General features: G+C 68.0%; 20 protein-coding genes and 1 tRNA gene. 17 read left to right on the forward strand and 4 right to left on the reverse strand.

Going from position 1 to position 17272, the window contains the following annotated elements:
* Positions 1-9 precede the first annotated feature (9 nt).
* From nudB to BM214_RS07425, 17 genes are all read left to right on the forward strand, one after another.
* Positions 10-456 carry a dihydroneopterin triphosphate diphosphatase gene (nudB, locus tag BM214_RS07345; RefSeq protein WP_090485043.1) on the forward strand — a complete coding sequence of 149 codons (447 nt, stop codon included), beginning with the start codon at positions 10-12 and terminating at the stop codon, positions 454-456.
* Complete coding sequence (locus BM214_RS07350; protein WP_090485044.1) at positions 449-1093, forward strand: alpha/beta fold hydrolase; 645 nt, start codon at positions 449-451, stop codon at positions 1091-1093. The genes nudB and BM214_RS07350 overlap by 8 nt, the downstream gene beginning before the upstream one ends.
* Positions 1094-1152: 59 nt before the next feature.
* A complete protein-coding gene (locus tag BM214_RS07355) occupies positions 1153-1902 on the forward strand; it encodes a YebC/PmpR family DNA-binding transcriptional regulator (protein ID WP_090485046.1) in 750 nt (249 codons plus the stop codon).
* 31 nt (positions 1903-1933) lie between these two features.
* The gene (ruvC, locus tag BM214_RS07360) at positions 1934-2440 is read left to right on the forward strand and encodes a crossover junction endodeoxyribonuclease RuvC (protein WP_090485048.1); all 507 of its coding nucleotides are present in this window, start codon (positions 1934-1936) and stop codon (positions 2438-2440) included.
* Positions 2437-3048, forward strand: a complete 612-nt coding sequence (gene ruvA, locus BM214_RS07365; RefSeq protein ID WP_090485050.1) for a Holliday junction branch migration protein RuvA — start codon at positions 2437-2439, stop codon at positions 3046-3048. The genes ruvC and ruvA overlap by 4 nt, the downstream gene beginning before the upstream one ends.
* Positions 3049-3087: 39 nt before the next feature.
* Entirely contained in the window at positions 3088-3810 is a 723-nt protein-coding gene (locus BM214_RS07370) for a ZIP family metal transporter (RefSeq protein ID WP_244887890.1), read from the forward strand.
* 73 nt (positions 3811-3883) lie between these two features.
* Complete coding sequence (ruvB, locus tag BM214_RS07375) at positions 3884-4951, forward strand: Holliday junction branch migration DNA helicase RuvB (RefSeq protein WP_090485054.1); 1068 nt, start codon at positions 3884-3886, stop codon at positions 4949-4951.
* Positions 4952-5008: 57 nt separating this feature from the next.
* Complete coding sequence (ybgC, locus tag BM214_RS07380) at positions 5009-5431, forward strand: tol-pal system-associated acyl-CoA thioesterase (RefSeq protein WP_090485188.1); 423 nt, start codon at positions 5009-5011, stop codon at positions 5429-5431.
* Positions 5432-5436: 5 nt separating this feature from the next.
* Positions 5437-6135 carry a protein TolQ gene (gene tolQ, locus BM214_RS07385; RefSeq protein ID WP_090485191.1) on the forward strand — a complete coding sequence of 233 codons (699 nt, stop codon included), beginning with the start codon at positions 5437-5439 and terminating at the stop codon, positions 6133-6135.
* The gene (gene tolR, locus BM214_RS07390; RefSeq protein ID WP_090485056.1) at positions 6135-6596 is read left to right on the forward strand and encodes a protein TolR; all 462 of its coding nucleotides are present in this window, start codon (positions 6135-6137) and stop codon (positions 6594-6596) included. The genes tolQ and tolR overlap by 1 nt, the downstream gene beginning before the upstream one ends.
* 4 nt (positions 6597-6600) lie before the next feature.
* On the forward strand, positions 6601-7506 hold the full coding sequence (gene tolA, locus BM214_RS07395) for a cell envelope integrity protein TolA (RefSeq protein WP_090485058.1): 906 nt from the start codon (positions 6601-6603) through the stop codon (positions 7504-7506).
* A 49-nt stretch (positions 7507-7555) separates the two neighbouring features.
* A complete protein-coding gene (gene tolB, locus BM214_RS07400; protein WP_244887891.1) occupies positions 7556-8848 on the forward strand; it encodes a Tol-Pal system beta propeller repeat protein TolB in 1293 nt (430 codons plus the stop codon).
* A gap of 55 nt (positions 8849-8903) precedes the next feature.
* A complete protein-coding gene (gene pal, locus BM214_RS07405; protein WP_090485063.1) occupies positions 8904-9491 on the forward strand; it encodes a peptidoglycan-associated lipoprotein Pal in 588 nt (195 codons plus the stop codon).
* The gene (gene ybgF / locus BM214_RS07410; RefSeq protein WP_143096368.1) at positions 9488-10222 is read left to right on the forward strand and encodes a tol-pal system protein YbgF; all 735 of its coding nucleotides are present in this window, start codon (positions 9488-9490) and stop codon (positions 10220-10222) included. The genes pal and ybgF overlap by 4 nt, the downstream gene beginning before the upstream one ends.
* Complete coding sequence (gene queE / locus BM214_RS07415; protein ID WP_218149039.1) at positions 10215-10907, forward strand: 7-carboxy-7-deazaguanine synthase QueE; 693 nt, start codon at positions 10215-10217, stop codon at positions 10905-10907. The genes ybgF and queE overlap by 8 nt, the downstream gene beginning before the upstream one ends.
* 55 nt (positions 10908-10962) lie before the next feature.
* Complete coding sequence (gene queC, locus BM214_RS07420) at positions 10963-11637, forward strand: 7-cyano-7-deazaguanine synthase QueC (protein ID WP_218149042.1); 675 nt, start codon at positions 10963-10965, stop codon at positions 11635-11637.
* Positions 11638-11785: 148 nt separating this feature from the next.
* Positions 11786-13054, forward strand: coding sequence for a YeeE/YedE family protein (locus BM214_RS07425; protein WP_090485068.1), 1269 nt, complete (start codon positions 11786-11788; stop codon positions 13052-13054).
* A 251-nt stretch (positions 13055-13305) separates the two neighbouring features.
* On the opposite strand, the gene BM214_RS07430 is transcribed toward BM214_RS07425, so the two are convergent.
* From BM214_RS07430 to BM214_RS12395, 4 genes are all read right to left on the reverse strand, one after another.
* Positions 13306-13381: transfer RNA gene (locus BM214_RS07430), tRNA-Lys, on the reverse strand.
* Positions 13382-13676: 295 nt separating this feature from the next.
* Positions 13677-15194, reverse strand: a complete 1518-nt coding sequence (locus BM214_RS07435; protein ID WP_090485070.1) for a hypothetical protein — start codon at positions 15192-15194, stop codon at positions 13677-13679.
* Positions 15191-16564 carry a ParA family protein gene (locus tag BM214_RS07440; protein WP_143096370.1) on the reverse strand — a complete coding sequence of 458 codons (1374 nt, stop codon included), beginning with the start codon at positions 16562-16564 and terminating at the stop codon, positions 15191-15193. The genes BM214_RS07435 and BM214_RS07440 overlap by 4 nt, the downstream gene beginning before the upstream one ends.
* Positions 16565-16566: 2 nt before the next feature.
* Positions 16567-16944, reverse strand: a complete 378-nt coding sequence (locus BM214_RS12395; RefSeq protein ID WP_143096371.1) for a hypothetical protein — start codon at positions 16942-16944, stop codon at positions 16567-16569.
* Positions 16945-17272: the final 328 nt, after the last annotated feature.

Genomic DNA, 17272 nt, shown 5'->3' on the forward strand with positions numbered 1-17272 from the left:
TATTGATCCATGGTCTTTAAGCGTCCCGAGTCGGTGCTGGTGGTGGTGCATGATGCCGCCGGTCGGGTGCTGCTGTTACGCCGCTGCCGGCCCGCGGGCTTCTGGCAGTCGGTCACCGGCAGCCTGGAATGGGGGGAGTCCCCCGGGGAGGCCGCACGCCGGGAGCTGCGGGAGGAGACCGGTCTGGATCCCGCCGCCCTGGTGGATCGGCACCGGCAGGTGCGCTTTCCCATCGCAGGCCCCTGGAAGGCACGCTATGCCCCGGGGGTGTGCGAGAATCTGGAACACCAGTTCACCCTGCAGACGGAGGAGGCGGCCAAGGTGACCCTAAGCCCCCTGGAACATGATGCCTGCCTCTGGCTGCCCCGCGGGGAGGCCGCCGCCCGGGCCTCTTCCTGGAGCGACGCCGAGGCCATCCTCCGGTTCGTACCCGAGGCGGCGGATCGCCATGCGTGAGGCGGTGGTCTGCCTGCACGGCCTGTGGATGACGGGTCTGGAGATGGGCCTGCTGTGCCGCCGCCTGCGGGGGGAGGGCTTCGCCGTGCACCGTTTCCGCTATTCCAGTATCCTGGCCAGCCCCCGGGTCAACGCCGCACGGCTGGACGCCTTCCTGCAGTCCCTGGATGCCGACGTGATCCACCTGGTGGCCCACAGCCTGGGGGGGATCGTGGTGCTGCACCTCTTCCACCATCACCCCGTGCAGAAGCCGGGGCGGATCGTCATGCTGGGCACCCCCGTGTCCGGCAGCCGGGTGGCCGCGGCCCTGGCCAGTACGCCGCTGACCCGCTGGGTCCTGGGACGCAGTATCCAGGGGGGGCTGTTGGGCGATGCCCCCCGCTGGAAGGGGATCCGGGAGCTGGGCATGATCGCCGGTTCCCGCGGCATGGGGATGGGCCGGCTCATGGGCAAGGGGCGCAAGGCGCGCGGGGATGGCACCATCGCCGTGGAGGAAACCCGCATCAGCGGGTTGCAGGCCCATCTCACGGTGCCCTGCAGTCACTTCGGCCTGTTGTTCTCCCGGCCCGTGGCCCGGGCCGTGGCCGCCTTCCTGCGGGCCGGCACCTTCGAACACCGCCCCCCTTCGCGTCCCTGAGGGCGCTCCAGGCAGGGATTTCCCAGACACCTTACGAACGCTAATGAACGAGAGGGCACATGGCCGGACACAGTAAGTGGGCGAACATCCAGCACCGCAAGAATGCCCAGGACGCCAAACGCGGCAAGCTGTTCACCAAGCTGATCAAGGAGATCACCGTGGCCGCCCGCATGGGTGGTTCCGACATCAACGCCAATCCGCGGCTGCGCCTGGCGGTGGACAAGGCCCTGGACGCCAACATGACCAAGGATACGGTGGAGCGGGCCATCAAGCGCGGCGCCGGGGAATTGGAGGGGGTGAACTACGAGGAGATCCGCTACGAGGGTTACGGCCCCGGCGGAGCCGCCATCATGGTGGACTGCATGACCGACAACCGCAACCGCACCGTCTCGGAGGTGCGCCATGCCTTCAGCAAGTGCGGCGGCAACCTGGGTACCGACGGTTCCGTGGCCTATCTCTTCAACAAGACCGGGGTGCTCACCTACCCGCCGGGATCGGACGACGAGCGCATCATGGAGGCGGCCCTGGAGGCCGGGGCCGAGGATGTGGTGGTCAATGACGACGGCTCCGTGGAGGTCCTGGCCGAACCCGATCAGTACGATGACGTGCGCCAGGCCATGATCGACGCGGACCTGAGACCCGAGCGCGGTGAGGTGACCATGCGCGCCGCAACCGCCAGCCCCCTGGACCCGGACAGCGCCCATCAGGTGCTCAAACTGCTGAACATGCTGGATGACCTGGACGACGTGCAGAACATCTATACCAACGCCGACTTCCCGGACGAGGTCATGCAGGACGCCGCCGGATGAGGGGCTCATCCCGGCTGGTGGGGCGGCGCTGATGCGCATCCTCGGCATCGATCCCGGCTCCCGCGTCACCGGCTATGGTGTAGTGGACAGCGACGGCCGGCGCAGCCTCTGGGTGGACAGCGGCTGCCTGCGGGTGCAGGGGGACGGCCTGCCCGAACGCCTGGGTTGCATCTTCCGCCGCGTGCAGGACCTCATCCGCGAGTACCGGCCCGAGGTCATGGCCATCGAACAGGTCTTCGTCTCCCGCAACCCGGACTCCGCCCTGAAGCTGGGCCAGGCCCGGGGCGCAGCCATCTGTGCCGGGGTGCAGGAGGGGCTGGCGGTGGCGGAATACGGCCCCCGGGTCATCAAGCAGGCGGTGGTGGGCACCGGCGCCGCCACCAAGGAACAGATGCAGCACATGGTCACCCTGATCCTCTCCCTGTCCCGGCGGCCCGCCACCGATGCCGCCGACGCCCTGGCGGTGGCCCTGTGTCATGCCCATACCCAGGCCACCCTGGCCCGTCTGCCGGCGGCCCTGGCCGGGAGGGGACGATGATCGGGCGCCTGCGGGGCATCGTGGCGGTGAAGCAGCCGCCCCAGCTGCTGCTGGAGGTGAATGGCGTGGGCTATGAGCTGGAGGCCCCCCTGTCCACCTTCTGTGAACTTCCGGAGGTGGGCGGGGAGGCGGTGCTGCACACCCATCTGCACGTGCGCGAGGACGCCCATATCCTCTACGCCTTCGCCAGCCCCCGGGAGCGGGCCCTGTTCCGCAGCCTCATCCGGGTCAGCGGCGTGGGGGCGAAGATGGCCCTGGCCATCCTCTCGGGCATGAGTGCGGAGGCCTTCCACCGCTGTGTCGTGGACAACGACACCGCCACCCTCACGCGCCTGCCGGGCATCGGCCGCAAGACCGCCGAGCGCCTGGTGATCGAGATGCGCGACCGGGTGGGGCTGGCGGAGGACGGCCAGACCGCTGCCCTGCCCGCGGGGGCCCCGCCCCCGGCATCCCCGGACCCGGCGCAGGAGGCGGTGGCCGCGCTGGTGGCCCTGGGCTACAAGCCCCAGGAGGCCAGCCGTCTGGTGTCCAAGGTGGAAGGGGAGGCCGAGGGCAGCGAGGAGATGATCCGCCTGGCCCTGCGCCTCACCCTGCGGGCCAGCGGATGAGGGCCTTATCCGGGCTGCGGTATGGGCATGGGGACTGAGATGGCGATGCCCACCCTGCTGGAGGCCCTGCTTCTGGGAGGATTGGCGGGCCTGGCCATCCCCCTGGGGGGGCTTCTGGCGGCGGTGGAGCGGCTGCAGCCTGACTGGCTGGAGGATGAGTTGCGCCATGCCGTACTGGCCTTTGGCGCCGGTGTACTGGTGGCCGCCGTGGCCCTGGTGCTGGTGCCCGAGGGCAGCCGTCACCTGGGGATGGCCGGTGTGGCCCTGGCCATGGCGGGTGGCAGCCTGGCCTTCATGGCCTTGGACCGCTGGCTCGCGGCAAGCGGAGGGGAGCGTGGCCAGTTCATGGCCATGATGCTGGATTTTCTGCCGGAGGCGGCGGCCCTGGGGGCGCTGCTGGGCAGCGGCGCGAAGACGGCCCTGTTGCTGGCTCTACTCATGGCCCTGCAGAATCTGCCCGAGGGCTTCAACGCCTACCGGGAACTACGGGCCGGCAGTCTGTGGTCTCCGCGGCGTATCCTGCTGTCCTTCGCCGGGATCATGCTCCTGGGGCCCTTGGCGGCTTTGGGAGGGCTCACATGGTTGGTGCACTGGCCGGCCGTGCTGGGGTGGATCATGCTGGCCGCCAGTGGAGGTATTCTCTATCTGGTGTTCCAGGATATCGCCCCGCAGGTCCCCTTACAGCGCCATTGGGCGCCGTCCCTGGGGGCGGTGTTCGGTTTTCTTTTGGGACTTTTGGGGCATTTATGGGTCGGTGGGTGAGCCTCCCGGTCAGGATATGCGCGTTGCGGCGCGATTCAATACAATCACCCTTCGACTCCTATCCAGGTCACCCATGACGGACCGTATCATCAGCCCCGACGCCCTCGCGGCCGACGACGAGGCCCTGGAGCGTTCCATCCGTCCCCGGCGCCTGGCGGACTACGACGGCCAGCCCGCCGTTCGCGAGCAGATGGAGATCTTCATCTCCGCCGCCCGGGGGCGCGATGAGGCTTTGGATCATGTCCTCATCTTCGGCCCGCCGGGGCTAGGCAAGACCACCCTGTCCCATATCATCGCCCAGGAACTGGGGGTGAACCTGCGCCAGACCTCCGGCCCGGTGCTGGAGCGGCCGGGGGACCTGGCGGCCCTGCTCACCAATCTGGAGCCGCGGGACGTCCTCTTCGTGGACGAGATCCACCGCCTCTCGCCGGTGGTGGAGGAGGTGTTGTATCCGGCCCTGGAGGACTTCCAGCTGGACATCGTCATCGGCGAGGGGCCGGCGGCCCGCTCCATCAAGATCGACCTGCCCCCCTTCACCCTGGTGGGGGCCACCACTCGTGCCGGCCTGCTCACCTCGCCGCTGCGGGACCGGTTCGGCATCGTCCAGCGCCTGGAGTACTACGGCACCGACGACCTGGCACGCATCGTCACCCGCGCGGCCGGCATCCTGGGGGTGACCGTGGATCCCTCCGGGGCGCGCCAGATCGCCCGCCGCGCCCGGGGCACGCCGCGCATCGCCAACCGGCTCCTGCGCCGGGTGCGGGACTACGCCCAGATCCGGGCGGATGGGGTCATCACCGATGAGGTGGCGGACCGGGCCCTGGATATGCTGAACGTGGACGCCCATGGTTTCGATGCCCAGGACCGGCGCCTGCTGCTGGCCGTGATCGACAAGTTCGACGGGGGGCCCGTGGGCGTGGACAGCCTGGCGGCCGCCATCGGCGAGGAGCGGGGCACCATCGAGGATGTCCTGGAACCCTACCTGATCCAGCAGGGCTTCCTCATGCGCACCCCCCGGGGCCGCATGGCCACCAGCCGCACCTACCGTCACTTCGGCCTGCGGGTGCCCGATGCCCTGGCGGAACGGGCGGCCCGTCCGGGGGATCTGTTCGACCCCCCCGAACCGTCCCCCCAGGATTGAAATCCATTGCCTGAACTGCAACCGATTCCCGTGACCCGATCCCCTGATTCCGGCACCATCCCCAGCCCATTCCAGTGGCCCGTGCGCATCTACTGGGAGGACACCGACGCGGGCGGCGTGGTGTTCTATGCCAACTACCTCAAATACATGGAACGCGCCCGTACCGAGTGGCTGCGCACCCTGGGCTACGAGCAGCAGCGCCTGCGGGACGAGGAGGGCATCCTCTTCGTCGTGCGCCGCGTGGAGGTGGACTACCTGCGTCCCGCCGTGCTGGATGACCGGGTGCTGGTGAGCGCCCAACTGGTGGAGATGAAACGGGCCAGCCTGGTGATCCGCCACGCCCTGCAGCGGGAGACCCCGGAGGGGGAAGGGGAACTGCTGTGCCGCGGCGTGGTCAGGATTGCCTGTCTGGATGCGCGGCGTCTTGCCCCCCGCGCCATCCCCAAGGCGCTGGCCCGGGCCATGAACAGCGGAGAATGAACGAAGTGAGTGTGGATCTGTCCCTCTATCGTCTCGTCCTGGACGCCAGCTGGCTGGTGCAGGCGGTCATGCTGCTGCTGCTGCTGGCCTCGGTCTTCTCCTGGATGATCATCCTCATCAAGGCCCGGGTGCTGGCGGAGGCGCGGCGGGCGGCGGAGGCCTTCGAGGACCGGTTCTGGTCCGGGGTGGAACTCAGCCATCTCTACGACACCCTGCGCCGCCGCGAGGATGTGAGCGGTCTGGAGCACGTCTTCACTATGGGGTTCAAGGCCTTTTTGCAGCACCGCCGTCAGGCCCGGGATCCGGCGGACCGCACCCAGGTGACGGGGGGGGCCGAGCGGGCCATGCGCGTGGCCATCGCCCGGGAAGGGGAGCGGCTGGAGGGCTATCTGCCGGTGCTGGCCACCATCGCCTCCACCAGCCCCTATGTCGGCCTTTTTGGTACCGTTTGGGGCATCATGAACGCCTTCATGGGCCTCTCCGGGGAGCGGCAGGCCACCCTGGCCATGGTGGCCCCGGGGATCGCCGAGGCCTTGATCGCCACCGCCCTGGGGCTGTTCGCCGCCATCCCCGCGGTGATCGCCTACAACGCCTTCTCGGCCCGGGTGGACCGGCTCCTGGGGCGGTATGACAACTTCGCCGATGAACTCTCCGGCCTGCTGCAGCGGCAACCCGTGCCCCGGGAACGGGAGGCGGCGGACTGATGCCCGCCCAGGCCCCGAGACGGCGCCGGCCCAAGCGGCGCGGCATGTCCGAGATCAACGTCGTGCCCTTCATCGACGTGATGCTGGTGCTGCTCATCATCTTCATGGTTACCGCCCCGTTGCTGCACCAGGGGGTGGAGGTGGATCTGCCCCGGGCCCAGGCCCAGCCCCTGGACGAGGCCCTGCAGGCGGAGGAGCCCATCGTGGTGACGGTGTCCCGGGACGGCGCCGTGACCCTCAACCAGGGGCCGGCGGCGGATACCCCGCTACCCCCCGGGGCGCTGCAGGAAGCGGTGCAGGCCCTCCTCGCCGGGGATCCCGAAACGCCAGTCTTCGTGCGCGGGGACCGCTTCGTGCGCTACGGCGAGGTGGTGGACGCCATGGTCACCCTGCAGGCCGCCGGTGCCCCCCGGGTGGGGCTGATCACCGATCCGCCGGACGAGGCGGAGGGCAGCGGGTGAGCCCATGCCGGGACTGATCGCCCGCCACGGGGGGGTGTTTGTCGCCGTGCTCGCGGGACATCTGCTCCTGCTGCTGGCCCTGGGCCTGCGCCTGGATTGGGTCCCCCCGGCGCCGGAACCGGGGCCTTCGCCGCAGGTGGAGGTGATCGAGGCCATGGCCGTCTCGGGAGAGGCCTTTGACCGGGCCCGCCAGGCCCGGCTGGAAGCGGAACGCCAGCGCCGGGAGGAGGCGGAGCGCCAGCGCCAGGCGGAGCTGGAGCGCCAGCGCCGGGAGGAGGCGGAACGCCAACGCCAGGCGGAGCTGGAACGTAAGCGCCAGGAGGAGGCGGAGCGCCAGCGCCAGGCGGAGCTGGAGCGCCAGCGCCGGGAGGAGGCGGAACGCCAACGCCAGGCGGAGCTGGAGCGCCAGCGCCGGGAGGAGGCGGAGCGCCAGCGCCAGGCGGAGCTGGAACGTAAGCGCCAGGAGGAGGCGGAGCGCCAGCGTCAGGCGGAGCTGGAGCGCCAGCGCCGAGAGGAGGCGGAGCGCCAACGCCAGGCGGAGCGCCAACGCCAGGCGGAGCTGGAACGCCAGCGCCAGCTGGAGGCGGAGCGCCGCCGGGAGTTGCAGGAAGAGGAACAGCGGCGCAGGGAACAGGCCCGCCTGCAGGATGAATATATTGCCCGGATCCGCTATGCCGTGGAGCGCCACTGGCGCCTGCCCACGGGGGAACAAGCCGGCCAGAGTGCCAAGGTGTTGGTGCGCCAGACCCCCGGCGGCTTCATCCGCGAGGTGCGGGTGGAGCAGTGCAACGGCACGCCCGTGTTCTGCGATTCCGTGGAACGGGCCGTGCGTCTGGCCGAGCCACTGCCCGAGCCGCCGGATCCGGACCTGTTCCAGCGGGAGATCCGCTTCATATTCGACCCGTCCTGATACGCGTCGGGGCCAGACCGAAACCGAGCCCGGGATGCGGGAGCGACCCATGATGGCAAGACGAATCCTACTGATCCTGATCCTGCTGTGGCTGCCCGGCATCGTCCAGGCGGCCCTGGAGATCCGCGTCACCCAGGGGGTGGAAGGGGCCACCCCGGTGGCCGTGGTGCCCTTTGCCTGGTCCGGTGAGGCAAAGCCGCCGCAGGACCTGGCGGCCATCGTCGCCGCCGATCTGGGGCGCAGCGGCCGCTTTGCCCCCGTGGCCCGTGAGGACCTCCCCGCCCGTCCCCATGCCCTGGATCAGGTGGAGATGGAGCGCTGGCGGGGCGGTGTCAGTGACTACCTGGTGGTGGGCCGGCTGGACCGCCTGGAGGACGGCCGTTTCCGCGTACGCTTCCAGCTCATCGACGCGGTCTCCGGGCGGGAGATGGAGGGTTACCGCCTCACGGTGCCGGTGGAACGTCTGCGCCGCGCCGCCCACCGCATCAGCGACATCGTTTACGAACGCCTTACCGGCGAGCGGGGGGCCTTCGACACCCGGGTGGCCTATGTGCGCGTCATCCGGGACGGGGAGGACACCCGCTACGCCCTGCAGGTGGCCGATGCCGACGGTCACAATCCCCGTACCGTGTTCCGTTCCCGGCGGCCCATCCTGTCCCCGTCCTGGGCCCCGGATGGCCAGCGTCTGGCCTATGTCTCCTTCGAGAACCGCCGCTCCGAGGTCTACATCCAGGACCTGTCCAGCGGCGAGCGCACCCTCCTGGCGTCCTATGCGGGCATCAACGGGGCCCCGGCCTGGTCTCCGGACGGGCAGCGGCTGGCCCTGACCCTGTCCCGGGAAGGGGACCCGGATATCCATGTCTACGACCTGCGGGATGGTTCCCTGCGCCGGGTCACCCGGGACCGGGCCATCGACACCGAGCCCCAATGGATGCCCGACGGCCGTTCCCTGGTGTTTACCTCCGACCGCGCCGGCCAGCCACAACTCTATCGGGTGGATCTGCGCGGGGGGCGGCCGCAGCGCCTCAGCTTCCAGGGGCGCTACAATGGCGATGCCGCCGTCGCACCGGATGGGGACCGTATCGCCATGGTGCACGGCGAAGACGGGGGCTTTCGCATCGCCCTGCTGGACCTGCGCGGGGGTAGTTTGCGGCCCCTCACCGATGGCCCCATGGACGAATCCCCCAGTTTCGCGCCCAACGGCAGCATGCTCATCTATGCCACCGCCCAGGATGGCCGGGGCGTGCTGGCGGCGGTGAGCGCCGATGGCCGGGTGCACCAGCGCCTGGTGGTGCAGGAGGGCGAGGTGCGCGAGCCGGCCTGGTCGCCGTTTCTGGACTGAACCGTCATTTTGAGCGTCGAATCTTCCCAACCCAGCCATTCCGAGGACATCATCCATGCCCGTCTCAAACACCGGCCCCACGGCCTTCAAGATCCTGATTTCCTTCCTGCTGGCGACGACTTTGGCGGCCTGCGCCACGGTGGACCGAAGCCCCGGGGAAGGCGGTGACCGCACCCCCGCGGACGGCTCCGGGGGCGGAGCGGGCGATGCCCGCGGTGCCGGGGATGCCGGGGTGGAGGTCCGCGGCCTGGGGGACGGGGAGGGGATCGCCTTGGATCCCCTGGAGGATCCCGACAGCCCCCTCTCCCAGCGGGTGATCCACTTCGGCTTTGATGAGGCCTCCGTGCCGGCCCAATACCTGGGTCTCATCGCCGCCCACGGCGACTATCTGGCGCGCAATCCCGAACAGACGGTGCGCCTGGAGGGCCACACCGACGAGCGGGGTACCCGGGAGTACAACCTGGCCCTGGGGGAGCGCCGTGCCCGGGCAGTGCAGCGCATGCTGGAGCTGCAGGGGGCCTCCGCGGACCAGATCCAGGTGGTGAGTTATGGCGAGGAGATGCCCGTGGATCCGGCCAGCAACGAGGCGGCCTGGAAACAGAACCGGCGCGTGGAGATCGTCTATGAGGGGGATCAGGGATGATGCGCCGTCCCCAACGGTTGCGCCCCTTCTTGCTGTTGCCTTTGGTGTCGGCCCTATCGGTCCTGCCGGCCCAGGCCCAACAATCTGCTGAGGGCGCCGGGACACTGGAGGACCGGGTGGGCCGGCTGGAGCGCATCCTGGAGAATGCCGACCTCATGGAGCTGTTCAACCGCCTGCAGGCCCTGGAGGCCCAGGTGCGGGAGCTGCGGGGAGAGAACGAGGCCCTGCGCCATGAACTGGAGCGGCTGGGGACGCGGCAGCGGGATCTGTACCTGGACGTGGACAGCCGCCTGCAGGCTCTGGAACAGGCCGGGGACGGCGATACCCCCCCGGCGCAGGGGGATGGGCAGGATGAGGCCGCCTATCAGGAGGCCTTCGACCGGCTGCGGGCGGGGGAGTACCGCAAGGCCATCGCGGCCTTCTCCGCCTTCCTCGAGACTCATCCCGACAGCCCCCTGGCGGCCAATGCCCAGTATTGGCTGGGGGAGGGGTATTATGTGACCGGGGACTTCGAGCGCGCCCTGGAGGCCTTTGCGGCGGTACCCGAGACCTACCCGCAGAGCAACAAGGTGCCGGATGCCCGCCTCAAGCAGGGATACAGCCTCTACGAACTGGAACGCTGGTCGGCGGCGCGGGAGGTGCTGGAGGCGGTGCGCGAGGACTACCCGGACACCACCGTGGCGCGGCTGGCAGAGCAGCGCCTGCAGATGCTCGGCGAGCGGGGTGAGTGAGATCACCCGGGCCGGGGGGGCCGTGCCTCCATCCCCCGCCCGCGGGTCCGGCCTGCGGGTGACGGAGATCTTCACCTCCCTGCAGGGGGAGGCACGGGAGATGGGCCGGCCCACGGTCTTTGTCCGCCTCACCGGCTGTCCGCTGCGCTGCAGCTACTGCGACACCGCCCATGCCTTCTCCGGGGGGGCGGTCCGGTCCCTGGAGGCGGTGTTGGCGCAGGTGGCCGCGGCGGGGGTGGGGCCGGTGTGCGTCACCGGCGGCGAGCCCCTGGCCCAGCCCGCCTGCCTGCCCCTGCTGTCCGCCCTGTGCGACGCCGGCCACGAGGTCTCCCTGGAGACCGGGGGTGCCCTGGATGTCTCCGGCGTGGACCCCCGGGTGGTGAAGGTGCTGGATCTCAAGACCCCGGGTTCCGGCGAGTCGCACCGCAATCTCTGGTCCAACCTGGAGCACCTGGGCCCCCGGGATCAGGTGAAGTTCGTCCTTATGGACCGGGCCGATTACGATTGGGCCCGGGGGGTGATGGGGCGCTACGCACTGCCCGAGCGGGTGGAGGTGCTCCTGTCCCCCGTGGCGGGCCGCCTCTCTCCGGTGCAACTGGCGGACTGGATCCTGGCGGACCGTCTGCCGGTGCGCTTCCAGTTGCAGTTGCACAAACTGCTCTGGGGGGATGCGCCGGGGCGGTGATGCGCCCCCAGGGCCCCACTCCCGTGTCCATCCTGCCCGTACGATCCTGAAGGTGATTCCCATGAAGCAAGCCGTCGTCCTCCTCTCCGGGGGCATGGATTCCGCCACCGTCCTGGCCCTGGCCCGGGCCGAGGGATTCGCATGCCATTGCCTGAGCTTTCGCTACGGCCAGCGCCACCAGGCCGAGCTGCAGGCCGCCGCCGACCTGGCCCGGGCCCTGGGGGCGGTGGATCACCGTGTGGTGGACCTGAACCTGGCCCTGTTCGGCGGTTCGGCCCTCACCGATGAGGCCATCCAGGTGCCCGAGACCCCGGGGCAGGGCATCCCGGTGACCTACGTCCCCGCCCGCAACACGGTGTTCCTTTCCATCGCCCTGGCCTGGGCGGAGGTGCTCCAGGCCCGGGACCTGTTCATCGGCGTCAACGCCGTGGACTACTCCGGTTATCCCGACTGCCGTCCCGCCTTCATCGAGGCCTTCGAGACCATGGCCAACCTGGCCACCAAGGCCGGGGTGGAGGGGGATCGTTTCCATATCCGCACCCCGCTGATGCAACTGTCCAAGGCGGAGATCATCCGCCGGGGCACGGCGGCGGGGGTGGACTTCGCCCGTACGGTGTCCTGCTACCAGGCCGATGATCAGGGCCGCGCCTGCGGGGTGTGTGACGCCTGCCGCCTGCGGGCCCGGGGCTTTGCCGAGGCGGGTCTGCCCGATCCCACCCGCTACCGCTGAGGGGCGCTAGCCGGGGATGGACAAAACCCCTTGATCCGGGTATCGAAAAGACTGAATAGGGGCGCCCCGGGCCCTGGGGCAGAATGGGGCACGAGGCATCAGGCATCCACCGGCGCGCCCGTGCGCCGCAACACCTGAAGGAGGGGCGATGACCTTCGAGAGCTTCGGCACGGCCGCGGCCGCCATGCTGGCCGGCGTCTTCTTCCTGGCCTTCATCCTGGGGGCGGTGGTCCAAAAGACCCAGTTCTGCACCATGGGGGCCGTATCCGACTGGGTGAACATGGGGGATCTGGGTCGCATGCGCGCCTGGCTCCTGGCCATCGCCGTGGCCATGCTGGGGGTGGCGCTCCTGGAACCCCTGGGCCTGATCCAGGCCGACGGCGCCTTCCCGCCCTACCGGGCCCCCAGCCTTGCCTGGGTGGAGCACGTACTGGGGGGCTTTCTCTTTGGCATCGGCATGACCCTGGCCAGCGGCTGCGGCAACAAGACCCTGGTGCGCATCGGTGGGGGCAACCTCAAATCCCTGGTGGTGCTGCTGGTCATCGCGGTGGTGGCCTACTTCATGATCAACCCCTTCCCCGGCACCGCCCATACCCTCTATTCCCTGTTCTTCCATCCCTGGACCTCCCCCCTGGCCATCGACCTGGGCCGTTCCCAGGACCTGGGCTCCCTGCTGGCCGGGAGCGAATACGGCCCCTGGGCCCGTACCGCCATCGGCCTCCTGCTGGGGGTGGGGCTGTTGGTATGGCTGCTGCGCCACCGCGAGTTTCGTCGCAACCGGGACCACGTCCTGGGCGGCCTGGTGGTGGGTCTGGCGGTGGTGGGGGCCTGGGCGGTCACCAGTGTCGTCACCATCGACGATGGCTTCGGCAGCCAGGTACCTCCTGCGGCCTACGTGCAGGACTGGGCCTTCCTGGCAGACGGCCCCGAGGGGCGTCCCGCCGAGGCGGCCCCCTGGTCGCCGCAGTCCTTCACCTTCATCAACCCCATGTCCCAGTCCCTGCGCTATGCGGCCAGCGGCTTTGATACGGCGGTGCTCTACGTGGGGGTGATGGCCCTGGCGGGGGTGATCCTGGGGGCCTTGTTCTGGGCCCTGGTCACCCGGGGATTCCGTCTGGAATGGTTCGCCTCGGGGCGCGACTTCGCACACCACCTGCTGGGTGCCGTGCTCATGGCCGTGGGGGGCGTGCTGGGCATGGGCTGCACCATCGGCCAGGGGGTGACCGGCATCTCGACCCTGGCCCTGGGCGGATTCTTCACCTTCGCCAGCATCGTCTTCGGGGCCGCCCTGACCATGAAGATCCAGTACTACCGCATGCTCCACGAGGACGAGGCCAGCTTCCCCAAGGCCCTGGTGACCGCCCTGGTGGACATGCGCCTGCTGCCCCGCCGCCTGCGCAGGCTGGAGGCCCTTTAGGCCCTGCCCGGGCGGGGGGTTGGTTCACCCCCGCCCGGGGCGATTCGATGGGGAAGAAGGGCCGATGGCCAACCAGCGCTGGGACTCTGCCGGCGAAAAGATCGGGGTTGTTCAGGTCCCGGCATACCACAAGCCCCACGGGGCGGGGACGGCAGGTCCTGACCGGAGCCGCTTGGGAGCCCCAGCGGAGCCACGGGGATGAAAAAGTAGATGAACCAGGGGAGAGGGGGCGGATAACCGCCTGATTGAATTGGTGGGTCGTGTAGGATTCGAACCTACGACCAATGGATTAAAAGTCCACTGCTCTACCAGCTGAGCTAACGACCCACGGGGCGATGGGGTAGGGGATACCCCACGAAAGGGAATGCATGATACACGAACCGCCTCGGAATGCAACCTGTCCTGTATGCTGCGCGCCTGCCCGCAGGGATGCGTAAAGGTACACCTTTGTCTCCCCGATCGTTCGTCGAGGAAGTCGGATTCAAGTGGCGGTACAGGGTAAGTCCGATGGATTCGGTTACGCGTTCGTCCGCAGGGGTAGAGAAGAACAAAGCATTGTCAGGACGAGAGCACTCTCCAGTGCCACCTGGAAACGTCGCAAAACCAGCCAGTAGGTTAGGAATTAACGTATGGCCCGCACACCCCCGCGACGCCCGATACCGGCCGCCACCCGGAACAGGTCCGGTATGTTCAGACGGCCATCGGCTGTCCGGCTCATCACCCCAATCTCAATGGCTGCCTCGATCAACGCATCCTCTTCACAGCGCCCCGCCGTGGGCGTCTCCAGGGCATGGGGAGGGAGATAGGGGCTGGGGCCGTCCTCATCCTCTTGGCCATCGCCAGCCCTCTCCCGGATGGCCTCCAGCACATGCGCCTCACGCCAGCGGGCATAGAACTCCTCCGCCGAGGCCGGGACCGTCATCCCCTTCAGTGGCGCCAGGATCTGCCGCACCCACGGATAATCCTCCCGCAATTCGGCCAGTCGGATACTGGAGGCCTCCTGCACTCCCTGCTTGATGCCCTCGAAATGGAGCAGAACCCCCTCCCCAGGATATCGCCGTTCCGTGATCGTTTGCGCCTTCTTCAGGGCCACGAGAAAACTGCGCGGGCTGATCTGCCCCTTGGCGTCCGCCAGGTGGGTGGGCAACCAGGTGTGCGTCTTTCCCCGGCGCCGGTTGCGCCCCATGAAAGGGCTGGCGATAGCATTGAGTGCCGCCGCCTGGGCGGTATCGCGAGTGCGCAGCGCCTCCGGAACCACATAAACCACCGTACCGTCGATCTCGACCGGCTCGAACGATTCCCCTTGCGAGGCAGCCACCCAATCCCGGAAGGCCGCACCGGCGTCGGGATCATTCCCCAATTGATGCCACAACAAGGCGTAGAGATCGGCCCGACGCCATTTTAGGTCCACCGCGCCATGGGTAAGCTTGGAGGAATCGGGAAATGCCCAGATCCCCTCGTCTTCCCACATGTCAGGCCGGATGAAGAACTTGGTGCGAATGGCGCGGTACTGACGAAGATCCAGCCCGACCCGCAACAGCCCCCGCAGCAGGATCCGGATCCTTCGCCAATCTTCCCCTATACGTTCCAGAGCATCGAATACCACAACGTGGCGTTCCCCCCGGGCGCGCAGCTGATCATCCAAACTGGCGAACAACCGCTCCTCCATCTCCGGATCTTCGGCCAAACGCTGCACCCGCCCATCCCAGCTCGCCACATCCCGAAACGGCGAATCCTCCGATGCGGCCATAAGCTGATGCAGGATCACGGTCCGCCAGATGTCCTCGGCCCTGAATCCGTTATCCAGCAACCGGCCCAGTACCCGGCGGGAGGGGTGGTTGCGGTTATCCACACCGGAGGAAAACCCCCAGCCCACTTGTACCTTGTCCAGCCGGAGGCGCTTCAATTGCCGGCCGATGACCATGCGCGTGGTCTCGCCATTGAGGGCCGCGCTCCAGAAACTCTTGCCGGTGCCACGGTCCCCCACCACCACCGCCGTATCGGGATTGAGGGCGCTCTCATGGCCCGGCACCACATACATCTCCGAGGGTTCCGGTGGCTGGATTCCGTGGCCCATCTCCTCCGGGATGGCCTGGAACGCGCACTGCAGGTCCTCCACCGGCACATGGGGTTGGCTCATCGGTTGGCATCCTCCTGCAGGCTTAAAACGGCTTCCAGACCCTGGAAGAACTCGCCAAAGGCCTCGCGGATCGCATGCTCACCCACCTCGGCCAACTGTTCCATCGGGTTGAACGCCTCAAAATGGTCACTGCGTAGTATCGCCAGCGGCCAGTGCGGTCCTTCCGGATCCTGCTCATCAAATGTGAACGCCCATTCTTCCTTCCCTGGCGGCGTTGCCGGAGACAGTTCATCTTCTTCCGCGCTCTCCGAGATTGGTGGCAGTTCATCGTAGAGGGTGTCCACCCACACACCATACGCGTTGGAGGCAAAGCGACGTTTATCCGCTTCCCGCATCCCCGAGCGAGCCTGCACCATGTGGAAACGCTGTCGCCAGTCGCCCCCCCCCCACGGCCCCTCATGGACAGAGGCAAGCCGGGACAGATGACCGAACAGATACCGATACCCTTCCCACGTCGCGGGCACATCCACGGCAAAGAAGAAGACCTCGGCCTGCAGGTGCAACAGGGTGGCCGCCACCGTCTCGTGCAATCCGGCACGACTGTCGATCAACACTACTTCGGGCCGTACCTGCGCCTCCAGCTCAGCAATCATCCGCCGAAGACGTGCCGCAAACCCATTGCCATCCTCTCCTTCCAGATAGGCCCGCGCCAGCTTTGCCAGGACGTTATCCGGATGATCCATGGTGCGGCGACCCACAGCCGGTGCCACCCAAAGGCCCGGGCTCTCCGCCAGCGGGCTCTCGGCCACCATCTCCCGCATCAGGTCAGGGCCGGCATTACCCACCAGATCCTCGACCAGCCAGTCGAGCACCCCGTAATCCGGGCGCGAGTCCACCGGCAACATATGCGCCCCCAGGCCCGGCGCCTCCAGGTCCAGATCCACCAGCAGCACCGTGCGTCCCTGACGCACCAGCTCTCGCCCCCAGAGCATCATGGCGGTGGACCGCCCGACACCGCCCTTCAGGCTGTGAAACACCAATCGCGGGCAATGGGCCTCTCGCTCCGATTCGGGCTGGTGGACCCAGTCCTGCCCCATGGCGCGCCGTTCCACCACCTGCACACCCGTATCCTCAACCCAGTACATCAGGCTTGGTTCCCAGAACAGGGCTTCACCGGCCAGGGTATCTGAACATCGCCCCACCCCGCTGTCCTCTCCCGGGCTATAGGGTCCCAAAGTCTCCCGCAGGCGCTGGCGCACGGCCACCAGGGCCTCGTCAGACCAGTCATCCGGCACCACGAGATACAACCGGCCGTGCATATCCCGCACCACACGCATGCGGGAGAAATCCGCCTCCGGGCACACCTCGAGGACCGAGGCCACCATCCGCGGGATGCACCCATCAAAGGTCACCCGCTGCCTCTCTTGCATGCTCATACTCCCAACTGCGCCGCTGCACAGGTGCGGCGCGCATGTTCACGATGCCTTGCCACCAACTCGCTGTTGAATTGGCAGTCCGACCAATATCGATTTCTGATCTGCCATCCGTGCATATAATCGCTGGTGTTCAGTAATTGATAGAGCCCGCCCCGAGCACGCCCGCTCACCCACTTCTTCGCATCACCCACCAACTCCGGCAGATGCTTGTATGGCAGTTTACGCTCCCCGCCTGGGATGTTGGTCATCGCATGCTTCAACGCACACTCCGCCGCCAGCCCGAAGGCGTGGCTGGCACCGCCGTACCGATTTGCGCGCCACAGGTATTCCCCATCCTGCAACCAGCGCACCGCTGCTTGCCGATAATCCTCCATGTTCGTCTCCGCCGCATATGAATCCAGGGTCGGTGTGCATCAAGTGGTGGGCATGCTTGCCCCATGGTGCCCGGTCGCCATGCCTTCACCAAAGCCTTTCGATGGGTTCAACGCTCGTGGAGCGGGCAAAATCTGTTCAATGGCACCCTCCGGCAGCCGTGCGGCTAGGGTAACATGCCTATTCCAGGCAACAGCTGAATGGCATGGCCATTGGAGGCTGGATCGCGCAAAACCAGCATCTCAATGACGACAGACCGCACCGACGCCGTCTGCAAATACGGTCTCATCGATCACAAGTAAGCGATCATGTAGAGATGGAGCGTCATGC

The sequence above is a fragment of the Ectothiorhodospira mobilis genome (assembly GCF_900114895.1).
In the GTDB taxonomy this organism is placed as follows: domain Bacteria; phylum Pseudomonadota; class Gammaproteobacteria; order Ectothiorhodospirales; family Ectothiorhodospiraceae; genus Ectothiorhodospira; species Ectothiorhodospira mobilis_A.